This is a genomic window from Bacillus sp. FJAT-50079 (assembly GCF_018343515.1).
Taxonomy (GTDB): Bacteria; Bacillota; Bacilli; order Bacillales; family Bacillaceae_C; genus Lederbergia.
The window spans coordinates 596,364-616,157 of sequence record NZ_JAGYPD010000002.1; the positions used below are offsets into that span (position 1 = coordinate 596,364).

Genomic DNA, 19,794 nt, shown 5'->3' on the forward strand with positions numbered 1-19,794 from the left:
CTTCCGCTTTTGTTATTCTAGTACTTTCTTTTCAAATCGATTAATATCACTATCTGCACCAATTACGATCAATATATCTTCTCTTAGAATCGGGCTATCCGGATCAGGAGAAACGATGATTTCTTGCCCACGTTTAATCGCCACGATGTTTAAGCCATATTTTGCCCGTACGTCTAATTCAACAAGAGAATAGCCAATGAGATATTCATTCGCCATAATTTCCACAATGCTATACTCATCGGACAGCTCTAAATAATCCAAAACATTCTTTGATACAATAAAATGAGCAATTCTTTTTCCCATATCCCGCTCTGGATGAACAACATGATCAGCACCAATTTTGCGGAGTACCTTTTCATGATAATCATTTTGAGCTTTTACCGTTACATGTTTAACGCCTACTTCTTTTAGCATAAGTGTGGTCAAAATACTGGACTGAATGTCTTCTCCAATTGCCACAATTACATGGTCGAAGTTTCTGAGTCCGAGATTTTTTAATACATTTTCATCTGTTGTATCCGCGATAACTGCGTGAGTAGCAATCGCTGCAAATTCATTTACTCGATCCTCGCTTTTATCCATCGCTAGAACTTCCATTCCATGTTCAATTAACTCTCGGCAAATGCTCCCGCCAAAGCGGCCAAGTCCAATAACTGCAAATTGTTTTTTCAATTTTATTCCTCCACTTATTTCTTCTTAACGATATTATGCTGAAACGCATAAATGACCGCCTGTGTTCGATCTTGCACTTCAAGCTTACTCAATATATTGCTTACATGCGTTTTTACCGTCTTTATTCCAATAAATAATTGATCGGCAATTTCCTGGTTGCTCTTCCCTTCCGCTATGAGCAATAATATTTCTTTTTCACGATTTGTCAAATCTTCATGAAGCGCTCGATTTCCTTTCTCCTTCATTCGCGCCATCATTTTCCCTGTCACTTCAGGTTCAAGAACCGACTGCCCCTCATATGTAGCTCTTATCGCATCAGCGATTTTATCAGCAGTTGACGTTTTTAATAAATAGCTGCTAGCACCAGCCTCAAGCGCAGGATATACTTTATCATCATCTAAAAAGCTTGTAACAATAATAATTTTTGCTTCTGGCCATTCATTCGTAATTTGCTTCGTTGCTTCCACACCATCCATTGGTTCCATAACAAGATCCATTAAAATAATGTCAGGGCGCAAATCCAATGCCATTTCTACTCCGTGTTTACCGTTATCAGCTTCTCCAATTACTTCTATACCTGATTGAACGGATAAATACGCTGAGACACCGATTCTTACCATTTCATGATCATCAACAAGTAATACACGAATCATTTCGAATCAACTCCCCCCGATATATATGGTACTTGTACTTCAACTGTCGAACCTTTTCCAAGAATGCTCATCATTTTAACATTTCCACCAATTTCTGCTGTTCGTTCCTTTATACTTGTTAAGCCAAGCGAACCAGCTTTTTGTTTTTCCACATCAAATCCACGTCCATTATCATGGATTTTCAAATAAACCATCTGGCCAATTTGCTTCAAATTCACTTCAAGAATTGTCGCCTTAGCATGTCTTAACGTATTGGAAACACCCTCCTGAACAATCCTAAATAAATGGTCCTCCATCGCTTTTTCCAACTTTACGTCTTGAATATTCCAAACAACTTCCAAAGCTAATCTCGAAGTTAATTCCGTTAGCATTTCTTCCATTCCATGCTTTAAGCTCTTTCCCTCTAATTGCACAGGACGTAAGTGTAAAAGCAATGCCCTCATTTCCGATTGAGCTTCATTAATAATTTCTTCAACAAGTTTCTTTTGTTTACGAACCGTCTCTGATAAAGGATCGGGGTTTTGATTGATTGCAGATAAAAGCATTGTCGCCGCAAACAATTGTTGGCTGACAGAATCATGAAGCTCACGGGCAAGACGATTTCTTTCTTTTGTAAGCACTTCTTTTTCTTGACGCTGATTCCATTCAACTTTTTGATTGGCTAATTTTTGATTAACGAGCGCTTGCTCTTTGAACTTCGCCGATAGATGATCGACCCGTTTCCATATTTCAGAAAAATCATCCTTTGCTTTTTCCGAAATATTTACCGGCTCATAAACACCTTTTTCTATCTCTAAAAGCTTCTCTGCGACTTGCTTGTTTTGATGTAAAATCATCGCGCCAATAATCGACCCAGTTATCGCTCCAACAAGGCAGCATGTAAGTATAATGAACAACGATGTAGGTATCATAAAAATGGTCGTGGCAAGGAGTGCGTCATACCAATTCGTTTCAATCGTAAAAAATAAAATAAGACCGACAAACAAAGCTGAAAATAAAGCGGTTAACGAGAAATAAATCGAGAATGATTTCCGGATTTTCATATCCTTTTCACCTCGACATTTCCAATGATCGTACTTGTAAATATTTTAATTGTTCGCGTTGCCGCTTCATCTTGCTCAGGTTGAAATATAATATTTGTATTAAATAAGTCCCGCTCCTCATCAAATACTTTGATTTTCCCACTCATCGTCGAATGATTGACAATGACGTCTACATCAAAAGGAACGAATACTCTTATATTGCCAAACAAGCCCCTAATGATAACCGTGCTCTCTCCTTGCGGCAACATCGTCATACCAAGATCAATATCTGTGTCACCGAAACCGCAATGGATGTTAATATCATCCCATTCATACACTTCATTCCCAGTATTGCCCGAGCCCCAAAATCGATTATTGAAATATGGGCGTCTTTCAATATGACGGCGTGTGTGGGCTTGTGGAGGTACCGTATGAAGGTTGATTTTTTTTGTATGCTTTTTTGTTTTTGAGTATTGGATAAAACCATAAATGACGAGACCAATGATCGCTAATCGAAAAAAACTAGTCGAAACAATTGAGATAAAAATAAGTGACAATCCGATAATAAGCTTTACATTTCGATTCTTTTTTCCATTTTGTTGTTTGTTTGTATAAACTAAATAAATTCCGATTAGAAGAGGAATGATTAATCCCCAATTAAACAGCAGTTCAAGCGCCACCCCGATTGTAGCAATTAAAATCAGCCAACCAATCAGGCTTTCCTTACTTATATTCCTCACCCATTCCTCCTCCTTTCAGCAACAGAATGAATGTAAAAAGAAAAACGTAGCGTTTTTCTTTTACATCCATACTTATTTATTTTACCATGTTTTGTCGATTACATTGAATATTATTCGGCTTTATTCATTTCTTTTGCAAGCTGTTGAATACGCGCATCAAAAACCGTTATATCATATAATTGATCCGCCGTTTTTTCTTGCTGCTTCATGTCTGATTCAATTCTTTCAAATTTATCAGCCGCTTGTCCGAATTCCGCCTCATCAATCATTTTATTCACTTTTTCTTTCATCGAAAGAATATTTTCTCTGCCCATTAACTCAAGTCTTTTAATATGCATGTCTTTTACTTTCAATTTCATCTCTTCATGCTTTTGTTCAAGTTCAGCTAATTGATCAAGAGAGGTTTCATAAGCAAGCTGTAATCGCTCTGACTGATTTTCCGCTTGCACTTGATATTTTAAAGCCATTTCCGCTAGTTCCGCTTCCCCAGCAGCCGTCGCCACTTTCACTTGCTCTTTTCTTTTTTCGACGATTGCTTCTACCTGTTTTAATTCTTTTAAAAATTCGTCTTTTAGCATCCGTTGTCTACGAATCAACACGGCAGCTTTTTCAATTTCTGCCTCACTTTCTTTGACATAACGATTTAAGATCGTAATCGGATCTTGCTTATCTTTTATCACAGTCGTTACATGCTCAAAATCAGATTGAAACATTTGCTTCATTTTTTCAATAATGTTTTCCATTGTTATTCCCCTTTTCTTCTTAATTTTCCTTCCATCTCTTTCCACTGGCGCTCAAAACCTGTGAAAGGATCTGTTTCAGTTGGCTCAATAATAATTTCTTTTGTTTTCCACTTTTTATAGCCGGTATATAAAAGATATACAGCGATGATGCCGACCAAAGCAGGAAGATTTCCGATCAAGCCAGAAATACCAACTAGACCAATGATCGCCCAGACGATTTTCCAACCAGTCGATTCCGTTTTTGTAAATTGTTTTAATGAGTAGTATACGATTAGTAAGCTAATTGCCATGCCGATCATATGTCCGACACTACCAAACGCAATCAAAGCTAAAATAATCGCTGCTGTAACGAATAGAAACTTTTTCATATCGTTATCCTCCTTTCGTTTTCCTTATGACTTAACTTTAAACGATATTTGCAGACGCCTTAACCAGCCAGAGCTTGATTTTTAACTAAGACTTAAGGCGGATATGTAATTTTTAACATGAAACATTGGAAGCTTTTCAAGCGATAATTTTGAACTTTTTACAAAATGAACTGAATTAATCTAAAATGCTGAGAATAGGCCAAGTGAGGTTTGCTTAGAGACTCGTTTGAAGATAAATTGCCGGGGATAGGCGATTAGACTCTTCCTTATGAACTTGAATTTAACTTAATTACTGAGAATAAATCCATTAGAATTTGCTTAGAGACAAAATTCCTAAAAAATAGCGTTCAATGTCCATTAGACCATCTCTTATAGACACACTTCTAAAGAAATAGCGTTCAATGTCCATTAGACCATCTCTTATAGACAAAATTCCTAAAAAAATAGCGTTCACTGTCCATTAGACCATCTCTTATAGACAAAATTTCTAAAAAATTAGCGATCACTGTCCATTAGACCAGCCCTTATAGACAAAATTCCTAAAAAAATAGCGATCAATGTCCATTAGACGATCTCTTATAGACACACTTTCTAAAGAATTAGCGATCAATGTCCATTAGACGAGCCCTTATAGACAAAATTTCTAAAAAATAGCGATCACTGTCCATTAGACCATCCCTTATAGACAAAATTTCTAAAAAATAGCGATTTCTGTCCATTAGATGAGCCATTATAGACAAACTTTCTAAAAAATAGCGATCACTGTCCATTAGACCAGCCCTTATAGACACACTTTCTAAAAAATTAGCGTTCAATGTCCATTAGACCATCCCTTATAGACAAACTTTCTAAAGAATTAGCGATCAATGTTTATTTGACGGTGCCTTATAAACTGTTTTGACAAAAAAAGCCTGGTTTTAGGTGATAAGATATTTACTGATACACCATTAAACGGCAAAAGCAGTAGAAGAAACTGCTTCTTCAACTGCTTTTGTTTTTTATTGCTTATTTTGATGTGTCCAACCATCTTCTTGATACACTTTGCCTTCCTTCATTAATTTACCAAGAGCTCGTTTAAAAGAGGCTTTGCTCATATTAAATCTTCTTTTAATTTCTTCAGGTAAGCTTTTATCCCAATATGGCATGGAACCGTCACGTTCGATTAAATAAAGATAAATCTTTTCAGCGTCCGTATCGATTTGCTCATGACTCCTCGGTAAAAATGAAAGATTGATCGTTCCGTCTGGTTTTACATCAATAATTCGGCCATTGACCGTTTCACCTAGACGCGGCTCTGCATGTCGCTCAGATTCATGAACAAACGCTAAATATCCTTCTGTCGTCATTAAAAATGAGCCTTCAAGTAAAAGCCGATAGACCGTACCGGTTACATTTTTATTATAATCCTCTTTTTTTGCCGGGATTGCAATCTGTCTCATTACATCTTCTGTTCCAAGCTTGGCGAATAGACGATTTTTATTATCTGTTTTTAATGAGCAATATAACTTATCACCAACAACAGGCCAAAGATGAGGCAATGCTGGTAAATCATCGAGCGAAACAAGCATGTCTTTTTGAATCCCAATATTCACAAACACACCAAGCTCTTTCTTTACTTCAACAACTTCTACCCAATCATAATGACCAATCCGTACGTTCGGGATCGTCAACGTCGCTGCTAGACGACCTTCATGGTCTTGATATAAAAATACTTCTTGCTCTTTATCCGGATCAAAATGACTAGTTATCTCCGTATGATGCAATAATACATCCTCATAACCATCTGATAAAAAATATCCAAAAGGCACTTCTCTTTCTACTTTTAATGTTGCAACTGTTCCAGCTTCCATTGCAGTATCCCTGCTTTCTTGCTTTATTTTCAGCTCATTATAACATGTTCAATGAAAGATCGTATAATGTGTGCCTACCTAACAGCAAATATTAAGCCACAGATTGCTCCTGTAACGGCTGATTTTTGTATTTTATCTGCATGGCGAAACAAATCAGCATCCCAATAAATGCGAATACTGCCCCAGCTTGATACACAAAGCTGGCACTATAAACCTCCATTAAATATCCACCAACTGAATTTCCGATGATTGCGCCAAGTCCACTATATGTAGCAAAATAAATCGTTTGCCCCGTGGCGAGCATTTCTCTCGGTACAACAGTTGCCACATATTGAACGGATGCTACCATTAAAATGGCGAATGTCACACTATGCATCGCTTGAGAGATGATCAGCATTGTTGGATCATTGAAGGACGCATATAAGAGCCAGCGAATCGTATAAAATCCACCCGAAATACCAATCAATACTAATAATGGAACTCTTCTCATCACTAAATATAGCAAGGCGATAACCGGTGCCTCACTAATTGACGAAACCATCCAAGCCATCCCGACATGTCCCTCGGTTGCACCTAAATGCTTCATATAAATGCCTAGCATTCCGTCATTCATTCTCGTCGGTATCGCAATAAATAAAACAGCGACCAAAAATCCGACATATCGCGGATTTTGAAATGTCTTTTTCATTGCGGTAATCGTAATCGGTGCTCGCTTCGTTTGCGAGTTTGTTAGCTTACTAGCGATAATGAACGAAATGACAATGATTGTTGAGTAAACAAACCATAAATATTGAAGACCTATTTTCCCAATCATATAGCCAATGAAAAAAGAGGCAAATGCAAAGCCAATCGATCCCCAAAAACGAATCGATCCATAACTAACACCTTTATCTTGTGCATACGCGCTAGCCATACTATCAACAAGAGGTTGCACAGGGGACATAAAGAAATTAAAGACCATCATTGCCACAATCACTAATAAAAGTGATGAACTATAAAATAAAGCCGCACTCGTAAATAATGTAACAACTAGTAACATTAAGACGATCTTTTTTACATTTTGTCTTCTATCTGAAATGACTCCCCATAACGGCTGTGAGAAAATTGCCACTAACGGTCCGACCGCAAGCACAATACCGATCTCTCCAGGACCCATCCCTTTATATCTAAGATACAATGGGATAAAAGCGTTCACAACTGCGATCGCCCAATAGTAAAAGAAGTTAAACATCGATAACTGAAGCATGAATTGAATTCTCCTCGTAAAATATTTAAGCACATAGTTGATACTACCTGATTCCATGAAGAAAGCCAAGCTGTTGAGCTGAGCATAGTGTATAATGACACGGGTATCTTATATGAGGATTATATTTCCCAATTTGTTTTTTCACCAATTCAGACTTTCTTCACTATTGTTCCTAAAGACAATTTAGTATGGTGTACTCATAGGTAAATTTCCATAAAAATGACAGCGCTTACTAAAAAAGATAAGAGGGGATGAATTATGAAAAAAACAGTTAAAAATCGTTGGCTTATTGTTGCCTCTGCAGTGGGAATTCACATTTCAATCGGTTCAGTTTATGCATGGAGTAATTTTACAACACCACTTATGGAGCAATTTAACTGGACTGCTAGCCAGGTTCAGCTAACTTTTAGTTTAGCCATCTTATTTCTCGGTTTATCGGCAGCTTTTTTGGGTCATTTTGTAGAAAAACACGGGCCGAGAAAAGCCGGTTTACTTGCTGCAAGCTTTTTTGGAGTCGGTGTTTTCTCGACAGGATTTGCCGTAAATTTGGAGTCTCTTCCTCTGTTATACATATGTTATGGAGTCTTAGGGGGGATAGGGCTTGGGGTTGGATATATTGCGCCAGTTTCAACATTGGTTAAATGGTTTCCAGATCGTCGCGGGATGGCCACTGGTCTTGCGATTATGGGATTCGGTTTTGCAGCAGCAATTAGCAGTCCGATTATGGATGCATTGATCAAAACAGTTGGAATTGCCAATACCTTTTTCATTTTAGGGGCTGCTTATTTTATTGTTATGACCGCTTCCTCCCTTTACATGGAAAAACCGCCTGTTGGATGGTTGCCAAAAGGTTTTAAAGAAAAAATGGATGCTGGTAAAGTAGCCGTCGATTTATCCCAACTTACAGCTAATGAGGCAATAAAAACTCCTCGTTTTTATTATTTATGGATGATGTTGTTTATTAATGTTACGTGCGGTATTGCCATTTTGTCTGCCGCAAAACCACTTGCCCAAGAGAGTATTGGCATGAATTCAGTAGAGGCAGCTGCGCTTGTAGGTATTCTCGGTCTTTTTAATGGACTCGGTCGAATTGGCTGGGCTTCTGCTTCTGATTATTTAGGCCGCCCAAATACGTATACAACATTTTTCGTCATACAAATCTTATTATTTACCCTTTTGCCTTTTACTTCTGTTTCGCTATTATTTCAGCTCATGCTCATCATTATTATTACATGCTATGGCGGCGGATTCTCCTCCATCCCGGCATACATTGGCGATTTATTTGGTACAAAGCAACTTGGCGCCATCCATGGGTATATTTTAACTGCATGGGCAGCGGCTGGGTTAGCAGGTCCTATGCTTGCAGCTCGAATCAAAGATGTTACAGGTAGTTATGCAAATAGTTTACTATTTTTCGCAGGAATGTTTGCAGTGGCACTTATCGTTTCATTGGCGATCCGAACGGAAATCAAAAAACTACGAAATCATGCACAGCCTGTAATTGAGCAGAAGCCAAAAACGATCAACGTCACTTAAACTATTGAGAATTTTCTTTAATATGATAAAATAATAATATGCAATTATAGTTAAGGACTGATTGTTGATATGAAAAAATATGAAGCTGAATTTAGCAATTTAGTCCGTGCGTTTCGAAAGCGGCATATGGGTAAAGGTCCACGTAACATAAAAACAACGTTTTGCAAAAATTGGGCGATTTGTGAAATGGAAGGTAACTTATCACCAGTTGAGAAATTCATTGCGACCGCAGATGATGGAAAACAAATGCTTCGCGCCGCAAGAACGGAAATGGTAAAAGAAATGTATCGAAAAAATCATCCAATCGAGATGGAAGAGTTCCTTGGTGCAAAATTTGTTGATCTCTTCGTCGATATTGATATTGAGAAAGATTTCGGGATGTCGATCTTCGTTTTTGACAAAGATCTTGAAAAGAACTTTAAGCAATAACTCGATAACAGCTTAGGTTGGCACTTGGCAGCGAACCTGTTAAAGACTAACCACCGTATTTCCTTATCAAATGATAAGTGATTTTGCGGTGGTTTTTTATTTCATTAATAATGAAAGGGTGTTCAATATGAATAAAACAAAACATAAAGGACCACAAAAACTTCCAGTACTTCCCGATCCTAAATTATGGGTAAGTCCAATTCCATTTGGGTTAGGAAAAGTAAAACCAAAACATATTAGAGATACCGTAAAAGTAATTGCTGAAAACCGTGATAATCTTCCATACGCCTATCGGATTTTAACTCAAGGTGTTTGTGACGGATGTGCACTTGGGGTTTCTGGTCTTTATGATCAAACACTGGCCGGACCCCATCTTTGTACAACCCGACTCAATGTATTAAGGCTCAATACAATGCCGGCAATCGATCATGATATTTTACATAGTGATATTGATGAACTTCGTAAATTCGATAGTAAGGATCTGCGAAAATTAGGACGCATCCCCTATCCCCTATCACGAAAGCCAGGAGAAAGGAAATTTAGGCGGATATCATGGGATGAAGCTTTAAATAAAGTTGCTGAAAAAATAAGGAGCATTGATCCAAAGCAGCTTGCCTTTTTTCTAACAGCAAGAGGAATTACGAATGAGGTTTACTACACTGCTGGAAAATTTGCCAGGTTTATAGGAACAAATAATATCGACAATGCTTCACGAATCTGCCACTCTCCAAGTAAAACAGCATTACAGCGTTCGCTTGGAATCGGGGCATCAAGCTGTAATTACCAAGATTGGATCGGGACAGACGTTCTCATCTTCTGGGGTTCTGTTGCTGCCAACAATCAGCCTGTTTCAACAAAGTACATGTATGCGGCAAAACGAAAAGGAACAAAGATTATTTGCATTAACCCATACAAGGAGCCCGCAATGGACGGGTATTGGGTACCATCCATCCCTGACTCCGCATTATTTGGAACAAAGATTGCCGATGATTTTTATCAAGTAAACATCGGCGGCGATATCGCCTTTATGAATGGTGTGATCAAGCATTGGTTTGAAATGGAAAAGGAAAGTCCTGGCTCAGCACTGGATCATGATTTTATCCGTAATCATGCAAATGGATTAGAGGAGCTTAGAAACCATGCCAATAACCAGGATTGGGAAGAGCTTGAAAAGTCGTCAGGTTTATCAAAAGAAAGAATGCTCGAATTTGCAACTTTACTAGCTAACTCTAAAAGCGGTGTATTCGTATGGTCAATGGGACTTACACAGCATCGTTTTGGTACAGATAATATTTCACAAGTGGCAAATCTCGCCATTCTACGTGGATTTATCGGTCGGGAACATTGTGGCGTTATGCCAATTCGTGGCCACTCTGGTGTGCAAGGCTCAGGTGAAATGGGTGCAGATCCATTTACTCTTCCAGGTAGTAATTTTGATCCAAATAATATTGAACGCATGGAGAAGATTTGGAATTTCGAAATACCGAAATGGCAAGGTGACATCGTTGGCGTATCGCTAGAAAATGCTATGCTCCCCGAAGACCATGATAGAAAACTAAAAATATTATATACTTCTGGCGGAAATTTCCTTGAAACAATGCCGGATCCTGATTTTATGAAAGAGTGTTTAGAGAATATGGAGCTGCGGGTTCACCAAGATATTATTTTCAATACTTCAACACTTGTGGACGCCAAAGAAGAGGTGATCGTCCTTCCTGCCATGACACGATATGAACAGCGCGGCGGTGGAACTTCTACTTCAACTGAACGCATGGTCTATTTTTCTCCAGAAATAAAAGGGCCGCGGATTGAAGAAGCTCGTTCAGAATGGGAAATTTATGTCGATCTTGCTGCTCGAATAAAACCTGACGAGAAACATTTGCTCAATTTTACGGAAGCAGAGCAAATACGAGCAGAAATTGCGATTGCTAACCCTAATTATGATGGCATTCAACATTTGAAAAATCGTGGAGATGTGTTCCAATGGGGTGGCGCTTGGCTATGCGAAGGTGGAATTTGTCCAACCGAAGATGGCCGAAGCAACTTAATTCCAATTGAGCTTCCAGAACTTAGAAAGCCGGAAGGGCATTTCCATGTAACAACTCGACGTGGTAAACAGTTTAATTCAATGATTTACGGTGAAAAAGATGCGTTCAATGCCGCCGATCGCTATGATATTTTAATCCATGAAGATGATGCTCGCGAACTGGGGATTAGCGAAAAGGATGCCATCGTCGCATATAATAAAGCAGGAACATTCCAAGGAAGGGCAAAATTCGCCGAAACACGCCGCGGCAATATTTCTGTATTCTGGCCGGAAGGAAATGTATTAATTCCTAAAGGGGTCTATGAACACCATGCAGGTATACCTGAATATACTACAGGAGTGATGATTGAAAAGGCTGAAACATACCTTGCTAATAAAGACACAAAATATGCAGAGAAAAGGATTGATGACCTTGAACAGGACATCGGTTAAGAAGGCGTTATGATGGTCCATAATAAATTAAAAGTCATTAAGTTTTCTAATGATTCTTTAATAGAAACAACAGATGTGGCAGCAATTGAATACCCGCTTACGATCTATGTCGATGGCGAGGAGTTTGCAACAATTGTTTGTACACCAACTCATTTAAACGAATTAGTCATTGGATTTTTAGCATCGGAAGGTATGATTCGTTTCAAGGAAGATATAACTCTACTAGAAATCGATGAAAGCCGTGGCTTCGCATATGTGGAGTTAAAGATAAAGCAATCGATCAATAAAGAAATGTTTTCCAAAAGAATGATCGGTTCATGCTGTGGAAAAAGCAGACAATTTTATTTTCACAATGATGCAAAGACAGCGAAAACGATTATGAGCAAACAATTAATTTCAATTGCTCAATGCTTTTCTTTGATGAACCAAATGCAAATGAATTCAACAGATTTCCAACTGACAGGCGGCGTGCACAATGCTGCATTATGCACGACAGATCAACTATTATTTAGCTATTCCGATGTAGGCCGTCATAATGCATTAGATAAATTATTTGGCCATTGCATTCAATCTAATATGCCCCTAAAGGATAAAATCATTGTGTTTAGTGGCCGAATTTCTTCAGAGGTAGTGTTGAAAGTTGCAAAAATTGGTGCTGGGATTCTCCTTTCAAAATCAGCCCCAACTTCGCTTGGGATTGATTTAGCTGCTGATCTAGGTATTACCGTCGTTGGCTTTATAAGAAATGATCAACTAAATATATACTCGCATCCAGAAAGAATAATCGAAGCCAACCAAATAAATAAAGAACCGGAACCTTCCTGTTGAACGGAAGGTTCCAATTCTTTACGATTTAATTTTCTCTAATAGCTCTTCGATGACTTGCATATTTTTCACAGTATCTTTTCCGCTATACATTGGCTCCTTACCAGTTGCGACACAATCAGCAAAATGTTCAACTTGTAATGTATATTGATCTCCAGTGACTCTTTCTTCCTTCACAACACCATCTGCATCCTCTACAACGATTAAGCCTCCTTCTTCCTGCTCATCTGGACGAAAAGCAAATGGAAGCTTAATTGAACCTTCCGTTCCGTAAATCTCGTATACATTTCTTCGTTGCTGCTCAAAGCTACTATTAAATGAGGCAATCACGCCACTAGGAAATGTTAACATGCCAACAAAATTTACATCGACTTGGAGCTCAGGATGAATCGCTGCTGATCCTTGGATCGACGTTGGCTCCTCCCCTGTGATCATCCGAGCTGCATGAATACAGTAACAGCCGACATCAAATAGAGAGCCGCCCCCTACTTCCTTGTTTAAACGTATATTATTCACAGTTGGATCTAAAGGAAATGTAAACGCTGAGTGGATAAATTTCACCTCACCAATTTCTCCACTTTGAATAATCTCCTTTACCCGCTCATGTTGTGGGTGAAATTGATACATGAACGCTTCCATAAACACAACACGATTTTGTTGGCAAACTTCGGCCATTTCTGCTGCATCTTCAGAAGTTAGCGCAGCTGGCTTTTCACATAATACATGCTTCCCCGCTTCGGCTGCAAGTAACGTCCATTTTTTGTGAAGATGGTTTGGCAGCGGAATATATACCGCATCAATGTCCGGATCAGCCAATAATTCATCATATGTACCATATACTTTCGGAATATTGAATTCTGAAGCAAATTGTTCGGCCTTCCCGCTTCCACTTGCAATCGCAGTTACTTCTGCATTTTTTGAGCGTTGAATTGCTGGAATTAATGCCTTTCTAGCAATCCCCGCTGCACCTAAAATACCAAATCTTATTTTTTTCATCTAACTCCCTCCCCTATTTATTAGTATAGATGATCGTGTAGAAATGAAAAGGAAAATAAATATTTTTTATATTGCTTCTAGAACTTTAAACTGTGCTTTTACAAGGCGATAATATTCACCGCGCTGCAACATTAATGTTTGATGATTTCCTTCCTCAATGATCTTCCCATTTTCAAGAACATAAATATTGTCTGCCTCCCTAATAGTGGAAAGTCGATGTGCGATAATAATTGATGTTCTGTTTTTTAATAATGTTTTTAATGCATGTTGGATTTGTACTTCCGTTTCCGTGTCAATGCTTGCTGTTGCCTCATCCAAAATAATGATGCGCGGGTCTGCTAATAATGCCCTTGCAAAGGATAGTAGCTGACGCTCACCAACCGATAATATATTTCCTCTTTCCTCAACTTCTGTCTCGTATCCGTGCGGTAAGTTTTCAATGAAGTGATTTGCACCGATCGCGACGGCAGCATGAATCACTTCTTCATCTGTCGCTGTTGGTCGTCCAAAGCGAATGTTTTCCATAATCGTCCCAGAAAAAATAAATGTTTCTTGAAGAACAACACTTATTTGCTGGCGTACACTTTGTAACGATAGATCACGTAAATCCTTTCCATCAATGCTCACAGTCCCCGCTGTTGGATCATAAAATCGCGTAATTAAATTGGCAATCGTTGATTTGCCTGATCCCGTATGACCGACGAGAGCGATTGTTTGCCCTGGCAGCATTTCGAAAGAGACCCCGTTTAACGCTTTTCGTTTCTCGTCATATGAAAATTCTACACAATCAAATTGAATTCTTCCTTCTATTTCTTTCAGTTGCTCTGCCTTTTTCTTCTCATGAACGATCGGCTGTTCATCTAAATACTCAAAAATTCGCTCAGATGACGCCATCCCCATTAATAACTGGTTGTATACTTGACCTAAACGGGAGATCGGTTCCCAAAACATCCCTAAATAAAAGGCAAAGGAAACGAATTCTCCTAGCGTTAATTGCGATGACATAATTAAATGTGCACCTAACCAAATAAGTACCGCAGAACCAATCGCATTCGTTAATTCTACAAGCGGTCGAAATACTGCACTCTTCTTCGAAGCAATTCTCCATGCTTCAAAGTTTTCAAAGTTTACCCCTTCAAAAAAGGCAATGTTTTCGATTTCCTGCGTATAACTTTGAGTCACACGAATTCCTTGAATACTTTCATTTAAATGTGAATTAAGTTTCGATTGCTTCATGCGCATGTTTTGCCATGCCCTGCGAATGCTTTTTCTTAATGTTGTAGATAAAAGAAACATTAATGGCAAAATGACAAGAACAGCTAATGTGAGTTGCGGGCTTAATGTAAACAAAATAATTATAACACCGAAAAGCATTAATAAATCCATGAAAATATTAATCACACCATTTGTGAACAGCTCTTGCAATGAGTTTGTATCATTCATAATCCGGACAAGAATTGAACCGGCTGAACGCTGATCGAAAAATCGGTGTGATAAGCCTTGAACATGTGTGAAAATATGCTTTCTTAAATCATAAATCACCCCTTGCCCTAGTTCATAACTCCATTTAATCCGAAAAATATTAGCAATATAAGAAATGACAAATAATCCAGTAATGATTGCAACGATGACCAGTAATAAGGTAACGTCTTTATCCTTCGTAATCGCCTTATCTAATGCGTACACACCGATTAAAATCGGGATGATCAAGCGTACCGCGGTTGTTAGCAATACCATTAAAATCGATGCCGGCAAAAGCTTTTTTGAATAAGGCTTCAAATAACCAAGTAGACGAATCATTTGTTTCCAGTTAAATGGTTTATCAATGAGTTGCTCCGTTGAATAGCGAAACCGCTCAAGTACAAGCGGATTTATTTTATTATTTCGCGCCATTTTCATCCCTCACCCTCTATTGCCTTGTAGCACTGCCTGTTGATCTTTGAATTGAATGTTGAATATTCGCTCGTATGGTCCGCCATTTTGAAGTAAATCTTCATGTTTACCACGCTCAACAATTTCACCTTTTTCAAACACCAGTATCTCATCCGCATGTTTTAACGATGAAATCCGATGTGCAATAATAAAGGTCGTTCTTCCCTTCATTACATAACGAAGAGCCCCTTGAATTTTGAACTCCGTTTCCATATCAACGGCACTTGTCGCATCATCAAAAATAAGAATACTTGGATCAAGGCATAAGGAACGAGCAATCGCTAGCCTTTGTTTTTGTCCGCCAGATAAACCGAGTCCGCGTTCACCCAATACCGTGTCATACCCATCAGGAAGTTCAATAATAAATTGGTGTGCATCGGCACTTTTTGCCGCTGCAATAATTTCCTCCATCGACGCATCTGGTCTTCCGTAGGCAATATTCGCTTTAATCGTTGATGAAAATAAAAAGCTTTCTTGATGAACAAAGCCAATATTACTTCGAAGCGCTTTCAAATCATATTCTTTTACATTTTTCCCATCGATCAACACCTCGCCGGCTACCGGCTCGTAAAATCTCGTAATTAATTGAGTAATACTTGTTTTACCCGAACCTGTCGAGCCAATCAAGCCAATCGTTTTCCCGGGCTCCACCTTAAAATTAATATCTTTTAATGCAGCATAATCATCACCTGCATAGCGGAGCGTTACGTTTTTAAATTCGACCCCACCAATGATCCGCTTTGGTTCGTACGCTTCTTCTGGATTTGTAATGTCTTCCTTCGCTTCTAATATTTCGAGTAGACGTTCCCCCGATGCTTTTGATTGAGAAAACATATTAATTGTAAATCCTAAGCTCATAATCGGATATAAAATATATCCTACTAAACTATAAAAAGCGACAAGCTCCCCGGGTTGCAATGAACCTTGAATGACTAAATAGCCGCCATATGATAAAAGAGCAATGACACATACATTTCCTAAAAACTCCATTAACGGAAAATATTTCGCCCAAATATTAGAAGTAAATATCATCTGATCTTTATAATCCGCATTGGAATCATTAAATTTCCCCTTTTGAAACTCTTCACGTGAAAGCGACTTTACTGTATTGATTCCAGATAGATTCTCTTGCACATTCGTATTTAGCTTCCCGAATGACTTGCGAATGCCACGGAAGGCAGGATGAACCGCACGATCAAATTTATAAACTGCTATAAATAAAAAAGGAAGAGAAATCATCGTTGCAAACGTTAAAGGTACGGAATAATAAAACATAACGGTGAAACAAATAGCCAGCATTAAAATAAAGCGAAATAATTCAGAAAATCCAAACGATAGGAAAAATCGAAAGGATTCCACATCTGCGGTCAGTCGTGACATTAAATCTCCTGTTTTCGCGTTATCATAATAGCGGAAGGGTAGTACTTGCAACTTTTCATACAGTGCATTTCTCATGGAATAGACAGATTTAATTCCAAATAAATCGCCACTATACTGATGAACAAATGTAGCAATTCCTTTCACAACCATAATTCCAACTACGCTTAAAGAAAGAAGCATAATTAAATCATACTTTTGATTAATAATTACCTCATCAATCGTCAGTTGTAAAATGATTGGATATACGACTGTAATCGCTGTCACAAAAAGCAAAAAAAACATTGAAAAAAAGAAATAATGCTTATAAGGCCAATAATACTGTTTCAGCTTTTTAAAGGTTTCCATTTTTGTTCCTCCTAAGGCAACAATTTACCATACACATAAATATATCGGGTTCCGAAGTATTTTGCCAGTACTTTTCACTACTTTTCTGATTATTCTCGCACGTGATTAGTTAAAAAAATACGCCCTATCATCCTATGGGCGTATCGTTCGCATTATGTGTATTTACGCTTTTTCAATTTCTTCATGTGAACGGTATACTCTTTTTTCGAGCATCTTCATGCCACCACCACCAGCTTGAAAATGGTAAAGCATCCCCTCCTTATCGAATATGTAATAAGCTGGGATATATTGATTTTCAAAACAATTTGTTAGCGTTAATTCGTTATCAACAAAAATAGGTTGGGTCATCTCATGTTCAGCAGCTACCTTTTTAATTTCTTCCATAGCAAGATCTTTTTCCGATCTCGGCATATGTATCGCAATCACATTTAAATTATCTTTATATTTATCACGCAATTGATTTACATCTGGCATTGCTTCCTTACATAGGTGACAGCTAATCGACCAAAAATGAATCAATGTCGGAGTTTCACCAATAAGTTCTTCTTTTGATACTTGACCATTTATCCATTCTGTTGCACCGATAAGCTCAGGCATTGGTTCACGCAGTTTCATTTCGAACCCTCTCTTTATGAAATCAGCTAAGTAAAATTACTCTAATACTGTTTGATCTTGCCTCAAGTTTTCAGAACAAAGTCCGCCGTCAACAATCCGCGATGTGAGACCCTTTTTCATGTGTATAATTAAATACCTATCATCTCCAAAAAACGACCATTCATACGGTCGTTTCGAGTTCTTGTCTTTTTATTCCGGTTGTTTTTCAATAAATTCCTTAATTGTTTTTAAAAATGCGTTTACTTGACGGAGTTGAAAGACCGACTCATATCCGAGCAGCCATGTATCCCTTTTAATTGGTTGATTGCGTTCGTCCATGAGCGGTATTTTGAACACATTCTTTTCTGCTCCACTTAATGTAATCGCTGGCAGGATCGCATAACCAATTCCATTATACGTCATTTGCTTACATGTCTCGATTTGGTCAACAACGATTGTCCTTTTTGGAACTGTTTGAAATTGTCGATGCCACCAATTTTGGATTTCTTGATAATAATTGGAATCGCTTTTAAATTGAATAAATGGACGATCAGTTTCCATTACCTCTTCAACTTTCTGGATTTCACGGTCGACGAGATAAAGGCTATCCTCAAATAAATGGAATTTCTCACCTTTCCAATCCGTGTTCCCCCTAATGATGCCAATATGTACTTCTCCTTCATAAAGGCTTTTTAAAATTTCGCTACTCCAGCCGGTAATAAGTGATATTTTTGCATTCGGATATTCACTGACGAAATGTTTTAACACCTTTGGCAGCCAGTTTTGACCAACAATCGATGCACATGCAATTTTTAACGTCCCATGGACGGTTGATTCAAGCTCATGAATCTCTTCATATACGCGCTCTTGCTTTTCAAGCATCTCATTGGCATATGAAACAATAATTTCCCCCGATGGTGTGAGCAAAAGTCCTTTTTGTGTCCGAATGAACAGCTTTACTCCCCATTGCTTTTCAATACTTTGCAGTCGCTGTGAAAGTGCTGGCTGTGAAACAAATAGTCGCTCTGCTGCTTTTCTCATATTTGCTTCTTGTGCAAGGACAACGAGCAAGTTCAAATCTGATAATGACATACTAACTCCTTTCAACAGGTAATCCCCTGTAAAAAAGATCGGCCCCCTTTAGGTGGGAGCCGGATACTAGTTATTTAGCTTATACATATATTCTCTTAATTCTTTTAAAAGCGCTCTTCTCGTAAAAATCCCTTCGAAAACTCCATCATCATCTGCAACACATAAGAATGGATGATCGATAAGTAAATTAAGTGCTTTTTCAAAGCTATCATCAAGTGACACTTTCGGAAAACGAATCGCCATGACGTCCTCAACCTTCTTATCATTAAGCTTTTCAAACTCAATTCTTTCAAGTCCAAGGATCGATTCGGTTATCATTGATGAGCTTATTAAGCCGTGAAGGCGAAAGCGCGCATCAAGAACTGGTATAGCAGAATATCCGCTTTTTGTTAAAACGAGTAGTGCATGTTCCAAACTATTTCCAACTTGTACATGGGCTACTTTTTCGGCCGAAATCATATAATCACTAATTTTCGGATCCATAAATGTATGATCTTGTAAGGAAAGCACCATAAACTCCCCCATCTTTTTATAATCTTTCCTTTATATTTTACCACATTTTTCAAAGGAAACATGAGTATTCTGTGATGATTTAGGAATGGTAGTTAAGACGGATTTTTTTCTTCTTGAATAATGTCAAATATTTCAATTGCTGCCATATCGATATCATCAAATTGATATTTTTGCATATTATTATTTTTATCATATTCCTCAACTTCATAAGTGCTCGTTGCAGGAAAATATTTAACTTGACATAATACTCTTCCGTTAACCTCAAATAGCCGTTGTGGATGATCCTCCTGCTCACCGACATTTTGCATTGTTTGTAATCGTTTAATAATACTTACTAGCTGTGACATGTTTAAGCCCCTTTCTTTGAAAGACAATGCAA

19 protein-coding genes are annotated in these 19,794 nt (G+C 38.1%); 4 read left to right on the top strand and 15 right to left on the bottom strand.

The window, feature by feature from the left end; translation table 11 throughout:
• Positions 1-12: 12 nt before the first annotated feature.
• The 8 genes from KHA95_RS06870 to KHA95_RS06905 all read right to left on the bottom strand — a co-directional run bounded on the left by KHA95_RS06870 (position 13) and on the right by KHA95_RS06905 (position 7,351).
• Positions 13-672, bottom strand: coding sequence for a potassium channel family protein (locus KHA95_RS06870; protein ID WP_213136736.1), 660 nt, complete (start codon positions 670-672; stop codon positions 13-15).
• A gap of 14 nt (positions 673-686) precedes the next feature.
• The gene (locus tag KHA95_RS06875; protein ID WP_213136737.1) at positions 687-1,325 is read right to left on the bottom strand and encodes a response regulator; all 639 of its coding nucleotides are present in this window, start codon (positions 1,323-1,325) and stop codon (positions 687-689) included.
• Positions 1,322-2,368 carry a sensor histidine kinase gene (locus KHA95_RS06880; protein WP_213136738.1) on the bottom strand — a complete coding sequence of 349 codons (1,047 nt, stop codon included), beginning with the start codon at positions 2,366-2,368 and terminating at the stop codon, positions 1,322-1,324. Before KHA95_RS06880 ends, KHA95_RS06875 begins: the two co-directional genes overlap by 4 nt.
• Positions 2,365-3,087, bottom strand: coding sequence for a cell wall-active antibiotics response protein LiaF (liaF, locus tag KHA95_RS06885; protein ID WP_213136739.1), 723 nt, complete (start codon positions 3,085-3,087; stop codon positions 2,365-2,367). The genes KHA95_RS06880 and liaF overlap by 4 nt, the downstream gene beginning before the upstream one ends.
• Before the next feature lie 110 nt (positions 3,088-3,197).
• Positions 3,198-3,830, bottom strand: a complete 633-nt coding sequence (locus tag KHA95_RS06890) for a PspA/IM30 family protein (protein ID WP_213136740.1) — start codon at positions 3,828-3,830, stop codon at positions 3,198-3,200.
• A gap of 2 nt (positions 3,831-3,832) precedes the next feature.
• Positions 3,833-4,198 carry a lmo0954 family membrane protein gene (locus tag KHA95_RS06895; protein WP_213136741.1) on the bottom strand — a complete coding sequence of 122 codons (366 nt, stop codon included), beginning with the start codon at positions 4,196-4,198 and terminating at the stop codon, positions 3,833-3,835.
• Between the two features lie 998 nt (positions 4,199-5,196).
• Positions 5,197-6,048 (bottom strand): CvfB family protein, encoded by an 852-nt coding sequence (locus KHA95_RS06900; protein WP_213136742.1) that lies wholly within the window; start codon positions 6,046-6,048, stop codon positions 5,197-5,199.
• A 91-nt stretch (positions 6,049-6,139) separates the two neighbouring features.
• Positions 6,140-7,351 (bottom strand): MFS transporter, encoded by a 1,212-nt coding sequence (locus KHA95_RS06905; RefSeq protein WP_283248130.1) that lies wholly within the window; start codon positions 7,349-7,351, stop codon positions 6,140-6,142.
• Positions 7,352-7,552: 201 nt separating this feature from the next.
• On the opposite strand from KHA95_RS06905, the gene KHA95_RS06910 reads away from it, so the two are divergent.
• From KHA95_RS06910 to fdhD, 4 genes are all read left to right on the top strand, one after another.
• Positions 7,553-8,830, top strand: coding sequence for an L-lactate MFS transporter (locus KHA95_RS06910; RefSeq protein ID WP_213136744.1), 1,278 nt, complete (start codon positions 7,553-7,555; stop codon positions 8,828-8,830).
• Between the two features lie 69 nt (positions 8,831-8,899).
• Positions 8,900-9,259: a Na-translocating system protein MpsC family protein gene (locus KHA95_RS06915; RefSeq protein WP_213136745.1), complete on the top strand. Its 360-nt coding sequence runs from the start codon at positions 8,900-8,902 to the stop codon at positions 9,257-9,259.
• 127 nt (positions 9,260-9,386) lie between these two features.
• Positions 9,387-11,738, top strand: a complete 2,352-nt coding sequence (locus KHA95_RS06920; protein ID WP_213136746.1) for an FdhF/YdeP family oxidoreductase — start codon at positions 9,387-9,389, stop codon at positions 11,736-11,738.
• A gap of 12 nt (positions 11,739-11,750) precedes the next feature.
• Entirely contained in the window at positions 11,751-12,566 is an 816-nt protein-coding gene (gene fdhD, locus KHA95_RS06925) for a formate dehydrogenase accessory sulfurtransferase FdhD (RefSeq protein WP_213136747.1), read from the top strand.
• A gap of 18 nt (positions 12,567-12,584) precedes the next feature.
• Here fdhD and KHA95_RS06930 read toward each other — a convergent pair whose 3' ends face one another.
• The 7 genes from KHA95_RS06930 to KHA95_RS06960 form a co-directional block, all read right to left on the bottom strand.
• On the bottom strand, positions 12,585-13,559 hold the full coding sequence (locus tag KHA95_RS06930) for a Gfo/Idh/MocA family protein (RefSeq protein ID WP_213136748.1): 975 nt from the start codon (positions 13,557-13,559) through the stop codon (positions 12,585-12,587).
• 66 nt (positions 13,560-13,625) lie between these two features.
• Positions 13,626-15,452 (bottom strand): ABC transporter ATP-binding protein, encoded by a 1,827-nt coding sequence (locus KHA95_RS06935; protein WP_213136749.1) that lies wholly within the window; start codon positions 15,450-15,452, stop codon positions 13,626-13,628.
• 9 nt (positions 15,453-15,461) lie between these two features.
• Complete coding sequence (locus KHA95_RS06940; protein WP_213136750.1) at positions 15,462-17,216, bottom strand: ABC transporter ATP-binding protein; 1,755 nt, start codon at positions 17,214-17,216, stop codon at positions 15,462-15,464.
• A 162-nt stretch (positions 17,217-17,378) separates the two neighbouring features.
• Positions 17,379-17,831 carry a redoxin domain-containing protein gene (locus KHA95_RS06945; protein ID WP_213136751.1) on the bottom strand — a complete coding sequence of 151 codons (453 nt, stop codon included), beginning with the start codon at positions 17,829-17,831 and terminating at the stop codon, positions 17,379-17,381.
• 189 nt (positions 17,832-18,020) lie between these two features.
• Entirely contained in the window at positions 18,021-18,902 is an 882-nt protein-coding gene (locus KHA95_RS06950; protein WP_213136935.1) for a LysR family transcriptional regulator, read from the bottom strand.
• A 66-nt stretch (positions 18,903-18,968) separates the two neighbouring features.
• Complete coding sequence (gene cbpB / locus KHA95_RS06955) at positions 18,969-19,412, bottom strand: cyclic-di-AMP-binding protein CbpB (protein ID WP_481748414.1); 444 nt, start codon at positions 19,410-19,412, stop codon at positions 18,969-18,971.
• Positions 19,413-19,507: 95 nt separating this feature from the next.
• Positions 19,508-19,762, bottom strand: a complete 255-nt coding sequence (locus tag KHA95_RS06960) for a YkuJ family protein (protein ID WP_213136753.1) — start codon at positions 19,760-19,762, stop codon at positions 19,508-19,510.
• Positions 19,763-19,794 lie beyond the last annotated feature (32 nt).